General features: G+C 73.3%; 17 protein-coding genes. 7 read left to right on the top strand and 10 right to left on the bottom strand.

Translation table 11 applies throughout. From position 1 onward, the window contains the following. Window positions 1-60 precede the first annotated feature (60 nt). The gene (locus IEZ11_RS13650) at window positions 61-414 is read left to right on the top strand and encodes a VOC family protein (RefSeq protein ID WP_189262956.1); all 354 of its coding nucleotides are present in this window, start codon (window positions 61-63) and stop codon (window positions 412-414) included. A gap of 67 nt (window positions 415-481) precedes the next feature. Here the strand turns inward: IEZ11_RS13650 and IEZ11_RS13645 are convergent, their stop codons facing one another. Then, window positions 482-2,017 carry a hypothetical protein gene (locus tag IEZ11_RS13645; protein WP_189262955.1) on the bottom strand — a complete coding sequence of 512 codons (1,536 nt, stop codon included), beginning with the start codon at window positions 2,015-2,017 and terminating at the stop codon, window positions 482-484. A gap of 120 nt (window positions 2,018-2,137) precedes the next feature. Here IEZ11_RS13645 and IEZ11_RS13640 point away from each other — a divergent pair, with 120 nt between their 5' ends. Next, a complete protein-coding gene (locus tag IEZ11_RS13640) occupies window positions 2,138-2,323 on the top strand; it encodes a hypothetical protein (protein WP_189262954.1) in 186 nt (61 codons plus the stop codon). Between the two features lie 12 nt (window positions 2,324-2,335). Here IEZ11_RS13640 and IEZ11_RS13635 read toward each other — a convergent pair whose 3' ends face one another. After that, the gene (locus IEZ11_RS13635) at window positions 2,336-3,004 is read right to left on the bottom strand and encodes a hypothetical protein (protein ID WP_189262953.1); all 669 of its coding nucleotides are present in this window, start codon (window positions 3,002-3,004) and stop codon (window positions 2,336-2,338) included. Between the two features lie 119 nt (window positions 3,005-3,123). Here IEZ11_RS13635 and IEZ11_RS13630 point away from each other — a divergent pair, with 119 nt between their 5' ends. Beyond that, on the top strand, window positions 3,124-4,068 hold the full coding sequence (locus IEZ11_RS13630) for a formylglycine-generating enzyme family protein (protein WP_189262952.1): 945 nt from the start codon (window positions 3,124-3,126) through the stop codon (window positions 4,066-4,068). 16 nt (window positions 4,069-4,084) lie between these two features. Here the strand turns inward: IEZ11_RS13630 and IEZ11_RS13625 are convergent, their stop codons facing one another. Both IEZ11_RS13625 and IEZ11_RS13620 read right to left on the bottom strand, forming a co-directional pair. Next, window positions 4,085-4,822: a DUF4232 domain-containing protein gene (locus IEZ11_RS13625; RefSeq protein ID WP_189262951.1), complete on the bottom strand. Its 738-nt coding sequence runs from the start codon at window positions 4,820-4,822 to the stop codon at window positions 4,085-4,087. Between the two features lie 140 nt (window positions 4,823-4,962). Continuing rightward, entirely contained in the window at window positions 4,963-5,691 is a 729-nt protein-coding gene (locus IEZ11_RS13620; RefSeq protein ID WP_229712996.1) for a DUF6445 family protein, read from the bottom strand. Window positions 5,692-5,906: 215 nt separating this feature from the next. Between IEZ11_RS13620 and IEZ11_RS13615 the strand changes: the two genes are divergently transcribed. Then, entirely contained in the window at window positions 5,907-6,752 is an 846-nt protein-coding gene (locus IEZ11_RS13615; RefSeq protein ID WP_229712995.1) for a DUF4142 domain-containing protein, read from the top strand. Between the two features lie 6 nt (window positions 6,753-6,758). Here IEZ11_RS13615 and IEZ11_RS13610 read toward each other — a convergent pair whose 3' ends face one another. Beyond that, window positions 6,759-8,405, bottom strand: coding sequence for a glycoside hydrolase family 13 protein (locus tag IEZ11_RS13610; RefSeq protein WP_189262949.1), 1,647 nt, complete (start codon window positions 8,403-8,405; stop codon window positions 6,759-6,761). A gap of 340 nt (window positions 8,406-8,745) precedes the next feature. On the opposite strand from IEZ11_RS13610, the gene IEZ11_RS13605 reads away from it, so the two are divergent. Further along, window positions 8,746-9,699 (top strand): LAETG motif-containing sortase-dependent surface protein, encoded by a 954-nt coding sequence (locus IEZ11_RS13605; protein ID WP_189262948.1) that lies wholly within the window; start codon window positions 8,746-8,748, stop codon window positions 9,697-9,699. A 105-nt stretch (window positions 9,700-9,804) separates the two neighbouring features. Here the strand turns inward: IEZ11_RS13605 and IEZ11_RS13600 are convergent, their stop codons facing one another. From IEZ11_RS13600 to IEZ11_RS13590, 3 genes are all read right to left on the bottom strand, one after another. Continuing rightward, window positions 9,805-13,137, bottom strand: coding sequence for a S8 family peptidase (locus IEZ11_RS13600; RefSeq protein ID WP_189262947.1), 3,333 nt, complete (start codon window positions 13,135-13,137; stop codon window positions 9,805-9,807). Window positions 13,138-13,396: 259 nt separating this feature from the next. After that, complete coding sequence (locus tag IEZ11_RS13595) at window positions 13,397-14,377, bottom strand: nucleoside hydrolase (RefSeq protein WP_189262946.1); 981 nt, start codon at window positions 14,375-14,377, stop codon at window positions 13,397-13,399. A 199-nt stretch (window positions 14,378-14,576) separates the two neighbouring features. Continuing rightward, the gene (locus IEZ11_RS13590) at window positions 14,577-15,467 is read right to left on the bottom strand and encodes an SDR family oxidoreductase (RefSeq protein WP_189262945.1); all 891 of its coding nucleotides are present in this window, start codon (window positions 15,465-15,467) and stop codon (window positions 14,577-14,579) included. A 98-nt stretch (window positions 15,468-15,565) separates the two neighbouring features. Between IEZ11_RS13590 and IEZ11_RS13585 the strand changes: the two genes are divergently transcribed. Further along, the gene (locus IEZ11_RS13585) at window positions 15,566-16,138 is read left to right on the top strand and encodes a TetR/AcrR family transcriptional regulator (RefSeq protein ID WP_189262944.1); all 573 of its coding nucleotides are present in this window, start codon (window positions 15,566-15,568) and stop codon (window positions 16,136-16,138) included. Window positions 16,139-16,282: 144 nt separating this feature from the next. Further along, window positions 16,283-17,089, top strand: coding sequence for a hypothetical protein (locus IEZ11_RS13580; protein ID WP_189262943.1), 807 nt, complete (start codon window positions 16,283-16,285; stop codon window positions 17,087-17,089). A 28-nt stretch (window positions 17,090-17,117) separates the two neighbouring features. Here IEZ11_RS13580 and IEZ11_RS13575 read toward each other — a convergent pair whose 3' ends face one another. Both IEZ11_RS13575 and IEZ11_RS13570 read right to left on the bottom strand, forming a co-directional pair. Beyond that, window positions 17,118-17,888 carry a TIGR03943 family putative permease subunit gene (locus IEZ11_RS13575; RefSeq protein WP_189263088.1) on the bottom strand — a complete coding sequence of 257 codons (771 nt, stop codon included), beginning with the start codon at window positions 17,886-17,888 and terminating at the stop codon, window positions 17,118-17,120. Then, window positions 17,885-18,889 carry a permease gene (locus IEZ11_RS13570; protein ID WP_189262942.1) on the bottom strand — a complete coding sequence of 335 codons (1,005 nt, stop codon included), beginning with the start codon at window positions 18,887-18,889 and terminating at the stop codon, window positions 17,885-17,887. Before IEZ11_RS13570 ends, IEZ11_RS13575 begins: the two co-directional genes overlap by 4 nt. Window positions 18,890-18,959: the final 70 nt, after the last annotated feature.

The raw sequence follows: 18,959 nt of genomic DNA, 5'->3' as shown, positions 1-18,959 counted from the left end.
CGACTTCACACGTACCCGTCTCCCGGTCGCGGTCCGGGCGGGATGGGGCACGATGGCGGCATGGAACGTGTGCTTGGAATCGGCGGGTACTTCCTGCGGTCGGCCGACCCGGTGGCCCTGAGCGCCTGGTACCGCGACTGCCTGGGGCTGGACGCCGACGACAACGGCCTGTGGCAGCCGGCGGCCGGGCCGACGGTGTTCGCGGCCTTCGAGTCCGGGACCGACTACTTCGGCTCCCGCACCCAGCAGACCATGCTCAACTTCCGGGTCCGCGACCTGGACGCGATGCTCGCGCAACTGCGCGCCAAGGGCGCGGACGTCGCGGGGGAGACCCAGGACATGGCGGGCGTCGGCCGCTTCGGCTGGGTCACCGACCCCGAGGGCAACCGCATCGAACTCTGGCAGCCCGCCTGACGCCGGAGCCCGGGAACGGGGGAGGGGCGAGCCGGAATCCGGCTCGCCCCTCCCGTCGGCGGTCCCGCTAGTTCACGGCGTACGCGTTGTACACCGTGGTCGTCGAGGTGTCGCCGTGCGTGTCGGTGACCGTCGAGCGCAGGCCGACCCGGCCGCCGGCGACCGGATCGGGGACGGCGATGGTCCGCTTGCCGCCGGACAGCTTCACGGTGGCCGCCTTCCAGTGGGCGCCGTTGTCGGTGGTGTACCAGGCGCGGACGGACTTCACCCCGTCCGACAGCTGACGGATCGTGCCGTCGTCGGTGCCGAGGCGCTGCATGCCCAGGTCGACGACGGTGGTCGACCCGGCGGCCGCCTGGTTCCTGCCGTTCAGCGCCTCCGGCCAGAACCGGGTGATGTAGTTCCGGATCTGCTGGTTCTTGCCCGCGTCCGCGTAGAAGTGCAGCGAGAGACTGGCGGAGGTGGACAGCGAGCCGGACGGCAGGCCGCCGCGGTGGCCGGTCTCGGTGAGCGTGTACCAGCCCGAGCCGGGGATCCGCGGATGCGGGTCGAGCTGCGTCGAGGGGCTGTACGTGTGCGAGTAGAGCGTCCTGCCCGCGTGGGTGAGCTTCACGCTGCCGGAGGCGAGCACCCCGCCGCCCGTGAGCTTGGGGTCGGCGAACAGGTTGTCGTCCCCGAAGTAGAGCTGGTGGTACCAGGTGTAGGGCAGCCGCCCGCCGGGGCCCCAGACCGCGTGGCCGAGGGACAGCGAGGTCGTCTTTCCGGCCGCGTACGTGTGGAACCCGTTGTAGATGTAGTCGTGGCTCTGCTGGCTCACGTCCCACCGGCCGGCCGGGACGTGGACGGCGAAGGAGGCGGGCAGGTCGCGCTGGAAGCCGAGGATGTTCGTGGACCACGAGCAGCTGTCGCCGCCCGTCGGCTCGCCGTCGAACGAGAACTGCGCCTGTCCGCTGTCGGGGCCGGACCGGGCGGACACCTTGAGGGTGGTCAGCCCTGACCTCGTGAGCTTCGCCGACACCCCGGACGGCACACCGCGGCTGTGCCTGCCGGACGCCAGCCAGAAGTCGCCGCTGTCGGCCGACCGCGGCTGGTACGTGGTGCCGTAGGCCAGCTGGTACGCCGTGCTGGTGTTCGGGATGGCGTACAGGTCGCCCGCCGACGCCGAAATGCTCATCTCGGCCGGACTGTCGTCGGTGGCGCAGACGGCCGCGCTGACCATGTGGTCGTATCCGCTGCCCGGGGCGGGGCTGAGCGAGACGTTGACCGCGCGCCCCTTGCGGCCGTCGAACGTGGTCGTCGTGGCGCCCGAGACCCGCACGCTGTGGCCGCCGACGAAGGCGTCCTCGTCGTCACCGCCGGCGAAGGACGTGGCCAGCTCGTAACCGCCGTTGGGCAGCGACGTCTTCTTGTTGCCCTGGATGAAACGGAAGTCGCCCGTCTTCGTGTTGTACACCGCCACCTGCGCGTAGACCGGCTTGCCGCTCCGGTCCAGCGTCCTGACGGTGAGCGACCCCTTGGTCGCGGCCGACGCGGTCGACGCGCCTGCCAGGAGAAGCGGCCCGAGTACGGTGACGACGCCCGCGGCCACTGTGATTCGCCGCATCAAACCCCCCATAGGTACGCGACAAAAGCGAGTCACCATAGCTCACAGGAAACTCCCGCCCCGCCACCACCCCCACCACCGTGTCCCCCACGCGGCAGCGGAGCACGGCACACTGCGGGCATGCGGATCGCGATGGCGTTGCTGGTGCTGGCGCTCGGCACGAACCTGATGCTGTTCGGCGGCGTCGAGCGGCGCCTCACGGTGTTCCTCCGGCCGGGCATCCTGCTGGTCGTGGCCGGTCTCGGGGTGGAGGCTCTGGCCCTCTGGCGGGACCGGGGCACGCGGAGCGAGCCGTCGGGGCGGTGAACCCGGTGGGCGTCAGTCCTCCGGGGGCTGAGCCTCGATCAGGCGTTCCGCGATGTCGTCCGCCCAGGTCTGGGCCCAGCGGCGGAGGGCGCTGACCGCGGCGGCGTCGAGGCCGAGTGCCGAGAACTCCCGGTCGTCGATCCAGTCCGTGCCGGTCAGCCGGGACTGGAGGTCGGTGAGGTCGAAGGTGTCGCGGGCGTGCCGGCGGCCCAGGTCCTCGAGGTCGGGAAGGCTCCAGCGGTCCGCGGCCGTGTGCACGATCAGCAGGTCGCGGGGCAGGCCACGGTCGGTCAGGGCCCAGACCCGCATGCCGACCACGTCTTCGAGGGCGAGGGCCGGCCCGAGTTCCGTCCGCACCGGCGGGTGCCAGAAGGCCTCTTTGACGAGGGTGACCTCGCTCTCCTCCGCCGAGACCGGGTCCGTGACGACGAGCTGGGCGGACAGCGGGTCCGTCTCGCGGGCGACGACATGCCAGCCGCGCTCCCGCAGGCCCGCCGCGACCGCTTCGGCGATCGCCGGCATGGGCCGCGGGTTCTGCGTGGCCGCGTCCACACTGCGGCCGGGGCGGTCGAACAGGCCGTGGGCCTGGGCCGCGTAGTCGCCGGTCAGGGCGAGGGGGTACGCGGCGCCGACCGACAGCAGGTCGGGCAGCAGGCGGCGGTGCAGGTGGGTGATGTTCACGCGGCGGCGGCCGAGGGGGGTGCCATGGGGCGATTATGCAGTGCGGCCGGCGCCACGGCCGTGCCTCGCCCGACCGCCCCCGCGGCCGGTGTCACAGGTGGCTGCGGCACACTCCGGACATGGAGCCCAACCAGCCGCCGTCCGCCTGCTGCGCACCCTCCGCCGCCGTACGTCCTGCGGTGCCCCGGCCGCTTCCCGCCCCCGGCGGCACCGCTCCCGAGCACACCGGCATGGTCGCGCTGCCCGGCGGTGAGTTCCTGATGGGCGCCGAGGACGCCGACGGCTTCCCGGCGGACGGGGAGGGGCCGATACGGGCCGTGCGCGTGCCGCCGTTCCGCATCGACGCCTGCGCCGTGCGCAACGACGAGTACGCCGCGTTCGTCGCCGGCACCGGGTACGTCACCGACGCCGAACGGCTGGGCTGGTCCTACGTCTTCGCCGGGTTCCTGCCCGCCGCGCTGCGCCGGGGTGCGCCGCGGCCGCCGGAGACGCCCTGGTGGTGTGCGGTCGCGGGGGCCGCCTGGAACCGGCCGGCCGGACCCGGCAGCGGGCTCGACGGGCTCGGCGACCATCCCGTCGTCCACGTCTCCTGGTACGACGCCGCCGCCTACGCCTCCTGGGCCGGCAAGCGGCTGCCCACCGAGGCGGAGTGGGAGTACGCGGCCCGGGGCGGTCTGGAACAGGCCCGTTATCCGTGGGGGGACGAGCTGGACCCGGACGGGGAGTACCGGTGCAACATCTGGCGCGGCACCTTCCCCACCCGCAACACCGCCGCCGACGGCCACCGCGGCACCGCCCCCGTCGACGCCTTCGCGCCCAACGGGTACGGCCTCCACAACACCTCCGGCAACGTGTGGGAATGGTGCGCCGACCGCTGGACCACCACCGTCACCGCCACCGGTCCCGACGAGGCCGCCCACCGCGCCGCCCGGGTCATCCGCGGCGGCTCCCACCTCTGCCACGCCTCCTACTGCAACCGCTACCGGGTAGCGGCCCGCACCGCCAACACCCCCGACAGCTCCACCGGCCACACCGGCTTCCGGTGCGTGCGCGACGCGGGGTGAACCGGGCGGCCCGGGGTCAGCTGCCGACGGGGCCGACAAACGTCCCCGGGTGCGTCGCGCCGTCCTGGAGCACCACCGGACCGCCGTGCCAGGGCAGGTCGAACGACGAGCGCTGGTCGGGCGCGGTGACGACCACCGTGGTCGGCGTGAACGCGGTGGAGTCGCTCTGGTCCGACACCAGGAAGGTGATCGTGAAGTCGGCGGAGGCGCCGTTCGCCAGGGTGACCCGCTTCGCGGCGGCGTTCGTGCGCTGCAGCGACCACGTCCGGCCGCTGTTGACCAGGTCGACGCCCGGGAAGCCGTACATCGTGCAGGAGTGGCCGCTCTTGTTGGTGAGCGCCACGACCGCGTGCTTCTGCTGGCCGGTGCCGCTGCCCGAGTCGGCCCAGGAGTAGCCGAGCTGGGATGCCTGGCAGGCGGGCACCGAACCACCGGAGGCCGACGAGCCGCCCGAGGCGGACGAGCCGCCGGAGCTGGACGAGCCGCCCGACGTGGACGAGCCCGAGGTGCCCGACGACGAGCCCGAGGTGCTGCCGGTGCCGGAACCGGTGCCGGAGCCGCCCTTCGCACCACCCGTCGAGCCGGACGCCGTCGTGGAGTCGCCCGCCGCCGGGGCCGCCGTGCCGCCGTCGGCGCTGACGGAACCGCTCGCGGTGCCGTTGCACGCGGTCAGCAGGGCCAGCAGCGCGGCGGCGCCGGTCACCGCGACAGCGGTCCTGCGCAGGTTCGTGCGACGGTTGCGAAGCTTCGACATGGGGTCCCCCAGGCGGTGGCGATCTCCCCGGCTCTCTGCCGGACACCCCTTTCGATGCGGCCCCGGGAAGGGAAGTTCGAAGATCGCCGTCACGGGACCGTCGTGGTCGTGTCACGCCCGCTGTTACAGGCGTGCCCCGCTCACGCCATCCAGAAGAACACCGCCGTCATCCGCTTCTCCTCCAGCGTCCTGCCGGTGTAACCGGTCGCGCTGTGCACGAGGTTGGCGTTGTAGAGGAGCAGCCGGTTGTACCTGTGCGGGACCCGCACGTCCTCCTCGAAGTGGTCGCCGGGCACGAACCGCGTGCCGAGCGCCTCGACGAGGTTGTTGTGCGGGGCCTGGACGATGTTGCCGCCGAGCCGGCCGCCGGGCAGCGACTGGCGGTAGAACGCGGTGCCGCAGTCCTTGGCCACCCCGGGGTTGAGGTACAGCACCGCCGCGTACCGGCACAGCGCCCGCGAGTCGGTGTGCGGGCGCGGCTCGCTCTCGCCCTCGCCGACCACCTGGACGCAGTTGTGGTTGAGGGTGCCGCCGCCGGGCGCCTGCTGCACCCACAGCTTCCCGGCCCCGGTCGCCTTCTTCACCAGCTCTTCCACGACGGCGAGTTCGGCGGGTTCCAGGCCGGGCATGGTGCGCAGTCCGGGCCAGGTCTCCGAGGTGTACGGATAGCCCTGGACCCAGTCGTCCTTCGCCAGGCACCGCTCCCGTACGGCGTCCACGTCCGGCAGGACGTCGTCGAACACCCAGTAGTCGCGGCCCCTGGTGGGCTTGCGGTAGGGCAGTACGGGCAGGGCCGGGCGCGTGGCGGGACCCCGTGGGGCGGCTCCGCCTGGCAGCCGGGGAACTCGGGGGAACGACTGTGGGGGCATGCGGCGAAGCCTGCCCGCGACTTTGTCATGACCACTATTACCAGGGGAAACCATCACTCTCTCCTGGCCAAGACATGGGGCGGTGGCGGTCCGGGCAGAGCCGCTCCTCACAAGTTCTTTGCCAAACCAAGAGGTTTGCGGCGACCGGACATCCGTATTCCTCTGCGAACCGACCCCGCCCCTGCGCGGGACCCTCGACCGGCAGGAGGCAACCGGTGCGCTTTTCGCGGAACGCGACGGGAACGCTGTTCGTTGGCGGAGCCCTGAGCTTCACCCTCGCGGCACTCGCCTACCCGAGCATGCTGGGTCTGAACACGGTGTCCAGCGACTCCAGCCGGATCATCGCCAACACCCAATGGGGCCCGCTGACCGAAGGCGACCGGGACTTCGTGGTGAAGGTGCGGGCGGCCGGGCTCTGGGAGTACCCCGTGGGCCAGCTCGGCCTGAAGAAGGGCCAGTCCCAGGCGGTCATCACGGCCAGCAAGCACCTGATCGACGGCCATGCCGCGCTGGACGCCAGCTGCCGCAAGATCGCGCCGATGCTCAACATCACGATCCCCGATCTGCCCTCTCCGCAGCAGCAGGGGTTCGTCAACACCCTGACCGCGGACACCGGCAAGAAGTTCGACACGGACTTCGCCAACATCCTGCGTATCACGCACGGGTCGATCTTCAACACGATCGCGAAGATCCGCTCGACCACCCGGAACACCCTGGTGCGGATCCTGGCCGACCAGGCCAACGCCACGGTCCTCGACCACATCACGGTGATGGAGCAGACCGGCCTGGTCGACTTCCCGTCGGTCAACTTCCAGGAGACCACCCCGCCGAAGCTGCCCGCCGTCGACCTGACCCCGCCGCCCCCGGCCGCGGGCCAGCCGCAGGTCGTCCTCACCCCGCCGGTCAACAGCACGACCAGCCCGCCGGCCCTCCCCGGCGAGAAGGGCTTCACGGGCAGCGGCGCCGGTGTCGGCACCGGCAACGCCGACGGCAACGCCGCCGCCAACACCCAGACCTCCGCCGTGAACGTGACTCCGGGCGCGACCCCCACCGCCGGCTGAGTCCCGTCAGGCGCCCAGCCACACCGTGGTGTCGGGCGGCAGCGTGCCGTCATGCGGCAACGGCACGCTCGCCAGTAGTACTTCGCCCGGCGGCAGCGGCACCGGCGCGTCCGACACGTTCGTGACGCACCGCCAGCCCTCCGTCCGGGCGAAGTGCAGTACTCCCGCGGGCGCCTCGGCCCAGGTCAGCGCCTCACCGTCGAGCAGCTTGCGGCGCAGTCGCAGCGCGGTGCGGTAGAGCTCCAGGGTGGACCCCTCGGCACCGGCCTGCGCCTCGACGGCGTACCGCCCGAACCACTCCGGCTGCGGCAGCCAGGCACCCCCGGACCCGAAGCCGTACGACGGTCCGTCCGTCGTCCACGGCAGCGGCACCCGGCAGCCGTCGCGGCCCTTGCGGGCATGGCCCGTCTGTTCCCAGATCGGGTCCCGGAGGACGGACACGGGCAGGTCGGCGACCTCCGGCAGGCCGAGTTCCTCGCCCTGGTAGACGTACGACGAGCCGGGCAGCGCGAGCATGAGGAGGGTGGCGGCACGGGCGCGCCCGAGGCCGTCGGAGACGTCGACGCGCGGCGCGTGACCGCCGGACAGCAGCCAGGCGTTCTCGTCCGTGCCCGGCGGGAGCACCAGCCGGGAGGCGTGCCGTACGACGTCGTGGTTGGAGAGCACCCAGGTGGCGGAGGCACCGGCCGCACGGGCCGTGGCCAGCGAGCCGGTGATGTCGGCACGGAGCGCCTCGGCGTCCCAAGGGGTCTGCAGATACTCGAAGTTGAAGGCCTGGCCGAGTTCGTCCGGGCGGGCGTACCGGACCCGCCGGGCACCGGGCACCCAGGCCTCGGCGACGGCCGTGCGGGGCGGGCTGTAGGTGTCGAAGATCTTGCGCCAGTCCCGGTAGATCTCGTGCACCTCGTCGCGGTCCCAGTACGGGTGGGTACCGGGCGGCACCCGCTCCAGCGCCTCCTCGCCCGTCGCACCCCACTCCGCCACGTCCCGCAGCGGTTCCGCGAGGTCCTTCACCAGGGCGTGGGCCACGTCGACCCGGAAGCCGTCCACCCCCCGGTCGGACCAGAAGCGCAGGGTGGTGCGGAAGTCGGCGCGGACCTCGTCGTGCGCCCAGTTCAGGTCGGGCTGCTCGGGGGCGAACAGGTGCAGGTACCAGTCGCCGTCCGGGACCCGGCGCCAGGCGCTGCCGCCGAACACCGACTGCCAGTCGGAGGGCGGGAGTTCGCCGTGCGCGCCGCGGCCGGCCCGGAACACGTAGCGGTCCCGGGCCGCGGAGCCGGGGCCGGCCAGCAGGGCCTCCCGGAACCAGGGGTGCAGGTGCGAGGTGTGGTTCGGGACGATGTCGACGATCACCTTCAGGCCCAGCCGGTGCGCCTCGGCGGCCATCGCGTCGAAGTCGTCCAGGGTCCCCAGGCGCGGATCGACGTCCCGGTGGTCGGCGACGTCGTAGCCGCCGTCGGCGAGCTCGGACGGGTAGAACGGGCTGAGCCACAGGGCGTCCACACCGAGCGCGCTCAGATGGGACAGCCGCTCCGTGATGCCCTTGAGGTCACCGAGCCCGTCGCCGTCCGCGTCGGCGAAGCTGCGCGGATACACCTGGTAGATCACGGCCTGACGCCACCAGTCGGGATTCCTGGAGGAGAGGTCGACCACGCGCGTTCCTTTCGGGCTGAGAGACACCGATCGGGCGGAGAGACACCGAGAAGAAGTCTGTCCCTATTGCCGAGAAAGCGAAACTTCACCCCGGCCGGAGCGGATCGTTCCCTGTGTGAGGGAGTTGTGATGGTGCCCGAACGGCCCTTGGTTCAAGGCAGGTTGACAGGGTTCACCAGGGCCAACCACCATGGGCCGCACACCGTGGCGCATGTGACCAATGAGCTCGGTGTTTCTTCGCTTTCCGCTGCCCTTCCGCCGCCCGCCCGCTGCCCGTCCGCGCTTCGCGACGTGCCGCGACGGGCCGGCGAGAGATGAGCACCCCACGGATGGGATCTCCATGTCCATAGCCAGACATGTCACCGCGCGCCGCCTGCTGGGGACGGGCGTCGCGTCGTTCGCCCTGTGCGCCGCCTCCGTCGCCGGCGCGTCCGGCGCCTGGGCGAACAGCGCCCCCGGCGGTGACGGCTGGAAGTCCGGCGGCCACTACAACCCCGGCACCGGTGCCGGCACGGAGACCGGCACCGACAAGTGCCAGTTCTCGATCGACGGCTCGAACTTCTACGACTCGGTGAAGGTCGACGACCAGAACCTGAAGGTCACCGACGACGGCAAGGTCCACCTCAAGGTCCGCGCCGCCGCCGGCGCCGCCTCCTGCACCGCCTCGCTCGCCTCCTACATCGCCCACGGCCCCTCCTTCGCCACCTCGGGCAAGCAGATCTTCGTCGACTTCGACACGGTGACGGTCAAGCAGGGCCAGACCGACTCCCTGGACATCGCGGTCCCGGACGCCGGCTGCTTCGCGCAGATCGACCTCTACCGGGGCGCGACCAAGTTCGACGGCAGGACGGACGCCAACGACGGCTTCGAGCACGGCGACCTGCCGGCCGGTCCGGACCACGCGGTCATCAAGGACAAGCTGATCGCGTCCTGGAACGGCGGTACGAAGGACTGCTCGACGACCGAGTCGTCCTCGCCGTCCCCGTCCTCGTCGCCGTCGCCCTCGTCCTCCGCGCCGGAGTCCACCCCGGCCACCCCGCCGTCCGCGCAGACCCCGACCCCGACGCCCTCGGAGACCTCGGCGACCGCCACGGCCTCCGCGTCCCCCTCCCCGTCCGGGTCGACGACCTCCGCGGCGCCGGCCCCGAGCACCGACTCCGGCGGTGGCGGCGACCTGGCCCACACCGGCGCCAGCTCCAGCACCGGTTACATCGCCGGCGGCGCGGCCCTGCTGCTGGCCGGCGGCGGCGCGATCGTCGTCGCGACCCGGCGCCGGAAGGCCACCCGCGCCTGATCCCGTCGGATGTCCCCGTACGCCCCGGCCGTTCACGACGGCCGGGGCGTACGGGTGTCCGCGAGGCCGGCGGTCTGGGCCGGCGCTTCCGGCGGAGCGGCCGGCTCACCCGCCGTAGTACGCGTCGTACACCGTGACCGCCGAGACGTTGCCCTGCCTGTCGGTGATCCGGTACTTGAACGACACCGACCTGCCGACCGCCGGGTCGCGGTAGCTGATGCGGCCGTGGCCGACGGCGAGCTTCCTCCAGTGGCGGCCATGGTCGTAGGAGACCCACACCGCGAGGGACCCGAGGTTCCGGCCGGCCGCCGAGCCCTGCACGGTCACCGGGACGGTGACCCTGCGGTGGGCCGGGGCGTGGCCGGTGAGGCCGGTCCGCGCGGCGATCCGCAGGGTCGAGGCCGGGAGCCGGACCGTGTCGGAGCCCTTCTGGGAGGTGAAGGTCCAGCTCGCGTCGATGCGGGACGAGTCCCTCGCGACTCCCGCCGAGCGCTTCACGGAGGTCGACAGCCGGTAACGCGCCTTGCCGGCCGGCACCTTGAAGCCCGCCTGCCCGAACAGCGGGTCGGTGTTGCTGCCGACCTCGGTGCCGTTGCGGAAGAGCGTGGTGCGCACCGAGGTGAAGTCGGAGGAACCCCCGTGGCCGGCGGCGTCGGCGAACAGCGGCAGCTCGCCGTCGATCTCGTTCTCGTACCGGTAGATTCCGTCCTCGTCGCTCACCCGCGGGGCGATCACGGGGCCGCCGAACGTCGTCCGGTAGGTCCTGCCGCCCCGGTAGGTGCGGGCGTCGTCGTCGCCGTACCGGGCCTGGCTGACCGGGTTGCCGTCGGCATCGGGTTCGGCGGCGTACTGCTCGAAGCCCAGGGCCCAGTAGACGCCGTCACCGGTGGAGATGTGCAGGGTGCGGGTGCCGGGCAGCCGCTGGGTGATGGGCAGGCTGCGGTTGCTGCCCCCCGCGACGGGGAGTTCGCCGTACAGGGTGACGCCGCCCGTGCGCCCCGGCACGGAGCTGCTGAGGCCCGCCCGGACGGTGGCCAGGTCGGCCGCCCGGTAGTGCCGGGTGAGCGCCTTGAACCTGGTCACGTGGGAGCCGGTGAAGATGTCGTACTCGCTGCTCGCGCTCCGCTTCCACTGGCCGAGCCAGCACTCCGACAGCCCCGAGGGGACGGCCGGACCGAGGTGCGCGGTGCGCAGGTCGGCGAAGGAGGTCGCGTCGACGCCTACCCGGACGTTCGCGTCGTCGACGGTGTACTGCAGGTAGGCGTCCGACGGCCTGGCCGCCGGGTCGGGCACGGTGATGTCCGACGCCCTGGTCCTGGTGAGGTCGATGGTGACGGCGGTGTTCCGGGTGACGTCCAGCACCGGCCGCGTCAGCCAGTCCACCGGGCCCCCGTCGGCGCCGAGGCTCCGGACGTTGAGCGAGTCGAGCAGGTACCTGCCCTTGGGCACCCGCAGGGTCACGGTGTTCTCACCGGTCTCGGAGTCGAAGCTCCGCCCTTCGGCGAGCCCGGAGTAGCCGTACAGGGTGGTGAGATGGACGGGGCTCTCCCCGGCCCGGTCGACGTACTTCAGCGTCAGATCGTACGACTGCACCTCACGCTGCACGCCCATCGGGGTACGCACGCTCTGCCCGCCGCCGCTCGCCGTGACGTACCCCGAGTAGGCGCCGTCGGCCGAGCCGCCCGGCCGGGTGTCGATCCGGACCCCGACGGAGGCCGTACCGCCCGCGGGGACGGTGACGGAGGTGGCGGTCAGCTTGAGGAACCCGGCCGGGGCCGTGCCGCCGTCGGGGTTCTTCACCGACGCGGCGAGGGCGAGCGTGACGTCCTTCGTCCCCAGGTTGCGGTAGGTCAGCTGCTTGGTCACCGGGGTGTCGTCGGTGTGCGGCCACCGCTGGACGCCGAAGCTCAGCGAGGGCTGCTCGGCGAGCACCGTCTGCTCGATGGCCTTGTCCACGGCGATCCGCCCCGAGCCCTGCTCGAACGGCGTGTGGTCGCCCGCCTTCGCGGACGCCATCAGCGCCGACTTGAGCCGGGCGTACTTCCAGTCGGGGTGCTCCTGCTTGAGCAGGGCCGCGGCACCGGCCACGTGCGGGGTCGCCATCGAGGTGCCGGAGATGGTCAGGTACCCGGGCGGGTTCTCGCCCTCCTCCTTGTCGATGACGGAGCCGGGCGCGGCGGCCGCGGTGATGTCCACACCGGGCGCGGTGACGTCCGGCTTCACGGAACCGTCGGCCGCGGGCCCCCGGCTGGAGAAGTCGGCGAGTTCGTCCTTGCCGTCGACCGCGCCGACGGTGAGCGCGTCGGCCGCGCTGCCCGGTGAGTCCACGGTCCCGTCGCCGTCCTCGCCCTCGTTGCCGGCGGCGATGGTGAACAGCACGCCCTTCTCCTCGGACAGCTTGTTCACCTCGGCCTCCAGGGGGTCGACCTCGGGGCTGTCGGTGCCGCCCAGGCTGAGGTTGATGATGTCGGCGCCCTGGTCGGCGGCCCACTCCATGCCGGCGAGGATCGCGGAGTCGTCGCCGGAGCCGTCGTCGCCGAGCACCTTGCCGTTGAGGATCTTCGCGTCGGGGGCGACGCCCTTGTACCTGCCGTGGGACTCGGCGCCGGTGCCCGCCGCGATCGACGCGACATGCGTGCCGTGCCCGTAGTGGTCGTCCGTGTCGGCGGACGTGGAGAAGTTCCTGGACTCGGCCACCTGCCCCTTGAGGTCCGGATGGTTCGCGTCCACCCCCGTGTCCAGTACGGCGATCTTCACGCCCTTGCCGGTGTAGCCGGCCTTCCAGGCGGTCGGCGCGCCGATCTGCGGCACGGACTTGTCGAGGCTCGCCCTGCGGACGCCGTCCAGCCAGACGTGGGCGACACCGGGCGCGGTCCTGGCGCCGTCCATGACCGCGTCCCAGAGCCTGCCGGTGTGCTGCTTCGGGGCCCGGACGGCCTCCGCGTCGATCGAGGGGAGAGTACGGCGCACGGCGGCCGCGTCCCGGACGTCGGCACGGGCGGCGGCGGCCGTGCCCCGGAAGCCGACGATGACCTTGAGGCCGTTGCGCTGGTCCGTGCGCTCCTTGTTCAACTCGGTGACGTCGAAGAGCCGTTGGTCCAGCTTCCCGGCGGCGAGCATGGCGGCCGCGTCGGCCGGCACGACGAGGGTGTGGCCGCCGACGGTCCGGGTCTGGAAGGGCACGTGCTCCCGCCCCGCGGCCCGCCGGATGCCGATCAGCCCGCCCTTGGCGTCCACGGTGACCTGGTCGCCGGTGACGAGGGTGAGGGTGTGGCCGGCGGTGGGCCGGGACCCGGCCCAGGAGGCGTGCGGGGACGCGTGCGGGGACGCGTGCGGCGCGTTCGCCGAGGCGCTCTGGGTGAGGGCCAGGCTCACCGTCGCCGCCGTGGTCGTCAGCGCCAGGCAGGCACGTATCCGCGTTCTCGTCTTCCGTCTCAAGGGGTCCCCCAGGGCGCGTCGGGCCGGTCCTTCTCTCGCACTCCAGGAGGGCCACCCCGGCCCCGGCGTTCCCCGACTCCCGCTCCGTTACGAACGGTTGACGATCGAGACCGGCCCGGCACAGAGGCCGGACACACAGGGCGGCGCCCGGCTTGGCAAGGGCCCGCGGCCCGCTCCGGGACGTCTCCCTCCCACTGCGCGGCACTCGGCCGGGGGGCGGTGCCGCCGTGCCGGGGGTTCTCCGGCCGTCCCGCGCGCCCTACGGCCGTCCGACGGTCTCCAGGTACAGCTCCACGTACCGCTCGACGTCCACGTCCAACCCCACGTCCACCAAGGCCTGTTCGCGGGCACCGCCGTGGATCTCGGCCTCGCCGGGGCGGGGGCGGCGGTCGACGACGGTCTGCCCCCGGGTCGGCCCCGGGGCGAGGGAGACCTCGACCGGCAGGAGCCGGGTGGTGAGACCGCCCGGATCGGCGACGGCACAGACCGCGCCCGCGTCACCGAGCCCGCCGGCGGAGTCGTCACCGTCCGGTCCGTCGCCGTCGGGGTCCGGGGCGGCGGGCCGGTGCGCGAGCAGCTCACCGGCGAGCCGGGCCCCCGGTTCCGCGCTCGCGCGCAGCCGTCGTACCTCTTCTCCCGGCACCACCACCCGCTGGAAGACGTCCAGGCCGTACATGGTGATCGGCACACCGGCGGTGAGCAGGACGGCGGCGGCCTCGGGGTCGTGCCAGACGTTGAACTCGGCGACCGGGGTGGCGTTCCCGGTGGCGACCGCGCCGCCCATGAACACGATCCGCTCGATGTTCCGGGTCACCTCCGGGTGGATGCGCAGCAGCAGGGCGATGTTGGTGAGCGGCGCGGTGGGGATGAGGGTGACCGGGCGGGGCGAGCCGAGGATCTCCCGGCGCAGCAGGGTGACGGCGTCGACGTCGGCGGGGCGCCGGCTCGGTGCGGGCAGCCCGAGGTCCCCCATCCCGTCCGCCCCGTGCACATGCCGTGCCGACCGCGCCGCCTCGATCAACGGCCGCTCGGCGCCCCGGGCGACGGGAACGTCCCCGGCCCCGGCCTGCTCCAGCACGGTCAGGGTGTTGCGGACCACCCCGTCCACGTCCGTGTTCCCGGCGACACAGGTCACCGCCCGCAGCTCCAGCCCCGGGTGGCGGACGGCGAACAGCAGGGCGAGGGCGTCGTCGACACCGGTGTCACAGTCGATGATCACGGGGATGCGCTGACCGGCCACGGGGGGCTCCTTCCGTCGGCTCAGACTCTAGGCGCCCGAGCGAACCTTTCAGCGGGCGGAGTCCTTCGACCGACGCCACGGCCACCGGCCACCGGCCCGCGGGGCGCGGGGCGCGGGCCGTGCCGATGTGCGGCTCCGCCGGGTGGGCGCGACCGGCCGCAACGCCTGCGCACCGGTCCGCCGGCTCATCCCGCCCGCTTCACTCCCCCGCGAAGTAGTGCCCCTGCTCAAGGTCCGCCACCAGTCCCGGCTCCACCGGCTGCCACCCCAGCAGCTCCCGGGTCCGCCCGCTGCGCACCAGCATGTCCCGCGACACGAACGCCCCGAAGAACCCGAAGTGCTCGTCGCGCCGGTCCTCCGGAACGCTCTGCACCGGAATCCCCAGCCGCCGCCCGATGACGTCGGCGATGTCCCGCACCGCGACCCCTTCGTCGGCCGCCGCGTGCAGCTCGGCGCCCGCCGGCGCCTTCTCCAGCGCCAGCCGGTAGAGCCGGGCGAGGTCCAGCGTGTGCACGGCGGACCACCGGTTGGAACCGTCCCCGGGGTAGCCGGAGACGCCCTTGGCCCGCGCGATCCGGATCAGTATCGGCAGGAACCCGTCCCGGTCCCGAGCACTGTGCACGACCGGCGGAATCCCGACGAGCACCGTACGCACCCCCTGTCCGGTGAACTCGCCGAACAGTCGCACCGTGGCGATCCTCGGATTGGCGCTGTACGCCGCGCCGAGGTGCTCGTTGCCGTCGCCGTGGCCCATGCCGACTCCCAGGAAGGCCTTACCGGTCCCGGCGAGCGCCTCGCCGAAGGCCTGCACCACGGCCCGGTCGGTCGCCGCCGCCCCGGCCATGTCCCCGGCGGCCATCGCAGCGTGGTCGAAGGCGAGATGGACGACGGCGTCGGCCTCGGCCGCGGCCGCCCGCAGGCCGTCCGGATCCGCCAGGTCGCCGCGGCGGACCTCGGCCCCCAGCGCCTTCACGGCCGCCGCGGAGTTCTCGGACCGGGCGAGGCCGACGACCTCGTGCCCGGCGTTCAGCAGTTCGGGAATGACGGCAGAGGCGATGTGACCACTGGCGCCGGTGACGAAAACACGCATGACAGCACTCTCCCGAGGGACGAGAAGCAGGTGATGTGACTCGGTACCGTCACCATACCCCCGTGACGGTACCGAGTCACATCACCTAGGCTGTCCCCATGGCCCGATGGGAACCGAACGCACGACTGCGCCTCGTGCAAGCCGCGATCGACCTGTTCTGCGAGCAGGGGTACGACAGCACCACCGTCGCCCAGATCGCCGAGCGGGCCGGGCTGACGAAGACGACCTTCTTCCGGCACTTCCCGGACAAGCGCGAGGTGCTGTTCGCGGGGCAGGAGGAGCACCGCCGCCTGCTGGCGGAGGGCGTCGCGGCCGCACCCGCCGACGCGACCCCGCTCGGGGCGGTCACCGCCGGCCTGGACGCCCTGACCGCCTCCTTCACTCCCGAGCAGCGGGAGTTCGCCCCCCGCCTCGCCACGGTCGTCGCCGGCCACGGCGAGCTGCGGGAACGCCTGGCCTTCAAGGAGCTCGACCTCGCGGCGGCCCTGGCCGACGCACTGCGCGAGCGCGGGGTGCCCGACCCGGCCGCGAGCCTCGCCGCCGACCTGGGCATCCGCGCGTTCAGCGCGGCCTGGGGCCAGTGGATCACCCCCGCGAACAGCCGGTCCTTCCCCGCCCTGGCCCACCGCCACCTCGCCGAACTCCACCGGGCGGCCACGACCCTCACCTGACCGGCCCGCACCTCGCGGCGGTGCCGAGGCGGCGGACCGGCCCACCGCTCACCCGGACGGACCGGAGCGGTGGTGGCCGGGCCCGACCGGTGGTGCCGTGGGAGCACGTGTTCCGCCGCTTCTGGTTCCCGGGGAGACCCCGTCATGAGAGTCAGCGCCTCCGGCCTTGTGATGGCCGGCCTCCTCACCGCCGTCACGGTCACCGTCAGCGCCTGTACGGCCGCCGGGCCGCCGAAGGCCGCCGCTCCCGCCTCCGCGCCGGCCGCCGGCAGGACCGCCGCCGAACGGCCCGCCCCCGCCGGCCCGGCCAGCCCGGCCGCCTCACCCGGCACCCCGGCGCTCACCGCCGCACAGGCGCAGGCCGCGCTGATCGGCGAGAGCGACCTGGGCGTGCCGTGGACGGCGGCGGACTCCACCGCCACCTGGCACGACGGGCTGCTCAAGGCCGCCACCGGGCAGGCCGACTGCCAGCGCCTCCTCGAAGCCCTGTACACCGACGAACTGCTCGGCGCTCCGGCCGGCCCGCAGGCCGTCACCTCACTCGACGACGGCGACGACGCGGCCCAGCTCCGCTACCAGGTCGACGCGGGCCGCTCCGCCGACGTCGACCGGACCCTGGCCTGGCTGCGCACCCTGCCCGGCACCTGCGGGCGGTTCACCGCGCAGACGACCGCGGCCGGGACCGAGGCCGTCCAGGTCACCGACGCCGGGCTCCAGGGCTTCGGCGACGCGCGCCAGGGGCTGCGGATCACCCTCACCGCGCAGCCCTCCGCCGCCGAGGATCCCACCACCCTCACCCTCGACGTCGCCGTCGTCCGGGTCGGCGACGACGCGATCGTCCTCACCGCCGGCGCCCTCGGCACCCTCCCCGACGACACCACCGAGCAGGCCCTCGACATCGGCGTCCAACGGCTCGCCCAGGTCAGGGAACAGGGACGGGCACAGGCCTGAAGGACCAAGGGGGCAAGGGGCCAACGGGTCAACGGGTCTCGTACGGGTCCGACGGCTGCCGCACCGTCTTCGCCGACCCCGCGTCCAGCACCGGCGGCCACGCCGCGTCCGAGCCCAGCCCGCCCTTGGGGTGCCAGGTGCCGGTCACGGTCACCCAGGTGCCGGTGGGCGGCGCGTCCTCGCCCCGGATCTCGACCTTGCTGGTGGTCGCGTCGGCGGCGCAGCACGTGACCATCAGCCGGGTCAGGTACCAGGTGCCGCCGGAGCCGTGCGTCGCGAAGCCGGTCATCCGGACCGTACGGCCCGTCAGCGAGCGTCCGCTGTCGTAGATCGCCCGCGAGCTGAACGCGGCGAGCGTCAGCTCCACCGGGTTCCCGGCGGGCAGCGCCGGGAACGCCCCGACCCCCTGCGCGGCCCGCTGCGCCGCCTCGCGCCCCGCGCTGTAGGAACCGAGGGCCGGGGGAGGGAAGAGGAGCAGCGCGAGGGCCGGGAGGGTGAGCAGCCAGGCGATCCGGGGACCGGCGGGGCCGTGGTTGTGGTGGTGGCCGTGCCCGCCCTCGTCCCCGTGCCCGCCCTCGCCCTCCTCGTCGTCCTCGCCCTGCTCGTCGTCCGGGTCCGTCGTACGGCTCCGCAGCACCGCCGTCGTGACGCCCAGCAGGATCAGGGCGATGCCGGACGCGATCAGGTACGGGCGCAGGGCGGCCTGGACGTAACGGAGGTACAGGTCGCCGAAGAGCGTGATCCGCAGGGCCGCCGCGCCGACGAGGCAGAGCAGGACCGGGCCGCCGTGGCGCCTCACAGCAGCCACCAGCCCACCAGGACGGACGAGGACAGGGCCACCAGCCAGGTCGCCGAGGAGAAGCGGAGCGCGAAGCTCTTGCCGAAGGTGCCCGCCTGGAGGGCGATCAGCTTCAGGTCGACCATCGGGCCCACCACCATGAACGCCAGCCGGGCCGTGGCCGGGAAGGCGCTCAGCGAGGCGGCCACGAAGGCGTCGGCCTCACTGCACACGCACAGCACGACGGCGAGCAGCGCGAGCAGGGGGACGGCGGTCCAGGCCGAACCGGTGAAGACGTCGAGGACGGATCGGGGCACGGCGATGTTGAACGTCGCCGCGGCCGCCGCGCCCAGCACCAGGAAGCCGCCGGCGTGCAGGAAGTCGTGCTGGAGGCCGGTGACGAAGGCGCGGGGGCCGGTGGCCCGGGAGTCGCCGGTGGGGCGCGGCGGGCGCAGCCGGTCGTCGCGGCCGAACCGGGCCCACAGCCAGCCCATCACCACCGCCGTGCCGAGGGAGGCGAGCAGCCGGGCCAGCACCATCCTGGGCTGGCCGGGGAACGCGATCGAGGTCGCCACCAGCACGACCGGGTTGATCGCCGGGGCCGAGAGGAGGAACGCGAGGGCCGCGGCCGGAGCGACCCCGCGGCGCATCAGGCTGCTCGCCACCGGGACGGACGCGCACTCGCAGCCCGGCAGTACGACGCCGGCGGCCGCCGCCGCGGGAACGGCGAGGGCCTGGTTGCGGGGGAGGAGGCGGGTGAGGACCCGCTGCGGGACGAAGGCGCCGATCGCCGCGGAGACGACGGTGCCCAGGAGGAGGAAGGGGACGCCCTGGACGGCGACCGCGGTGAACACGGTCCACCAGGCGGCGACCGGCGGGGTGGAGAGGTCGAGGGCCAGCGTCGGGCCCAGGAAGGAGACGACGGTCGCGGTCGCGAGCAGGGCGGTGCCGCCGAGGACCACGTGGACGACGGCCCGCGTCAGGAGACGCAGGCCGTCGCCGACCGTCCGTTGGTTGTGCACTTCGGGGACGGTAGTGACGGGGGCTGTCGGTCGGCACGGAGGAGGCTGTGTGCCGGGTGCGGGCCGGCAG

This window comes from Streptomyces fuscichromogenes (assembly GCF_014645815.1).
Classification (GTDB): Bacteria; Actinomycetota; Actinomycetes; order Streptomycetales; family Streptomycetaceae; genus Streptomyces; species Streptomyces fuscichromogenes.
The sequence above is the reverse complement of the archived record's forward strand: the minus strand, read 5'-3'. Positions and strand labels throughout refer to the sequence as shown.

Coding starts and splice junctions, on each gene's coding strand:
- IEZ11_RS13650 (WP_189262956.1), top strand. CDS start 61: ATGGAACGTGTGCTTGGAATCGGCGGGTACTTCCTGCGGTCGGCCGAC.
- IEZ11_RS13630 (WP_189262952.1), top strand. CDS start 3,124: ATGGAGCCCAACCAGCCGCCGTCCGCCTGCTGCGCACCCTCCGCCGCC.
- IEZ11_RS13585 (WP_189262944.1), top strand. CDS start 15,566: ATGGCCCGATGGGAACCGAACGCACGACTGCGCCTCGTGCAAGCCGCG.
- IEZ11_RS13590 (WP_189262945.1), bottom strand. CDS start 15,467: ATGCGTGTTTTCGTCACCGGCGCCAGTGGTCACATCGCCTCTGCCGTC.
- IEZ11_RS13580 (WP_189262943.1), top strand. CDS start 16,283: ATGAGAGTCAGCGCCTCCGGCCTTGTGATGGCCGGCCTCCTCACCGCC.
- IEZ11_RS13625 (WP_189262951.1), bottom strand. CDS start 4,822: ATGTCGAAGCTTCGCAACCGTCGCACGAACCTGCGCAGGACCGCTGTC.
- IEZ11_RS13645 (WP_189262955.1), bottom strand. CDS start 2,017: ATGCGGCGAATCACAGTGGCCGCGGGCGTCGTCACCGTACTCGGGCCG.
- IEZ11_RS13605 (WP_189262948.1), top strand. CDS start 8,746: ATGTCCATAGCCAGACATGTCACCGCGCGCCGCCTGCTGGGGACGGGC.
- IEZ11_RS13640 (WP_189262954.1), top strand. CDS start 2,138: ATGCGGATCGCGATGGCGTTGCTGGTGCTGGCGCTCGGCACGAACCTG.
- IEZ11_RS13620 (WP_229712996.1), bottom strand. CDS start 5,691: ATGCCCCCACAGTCGTTCCCCCGAGTTCCCCGGCTGCCAGGCGGAGCC.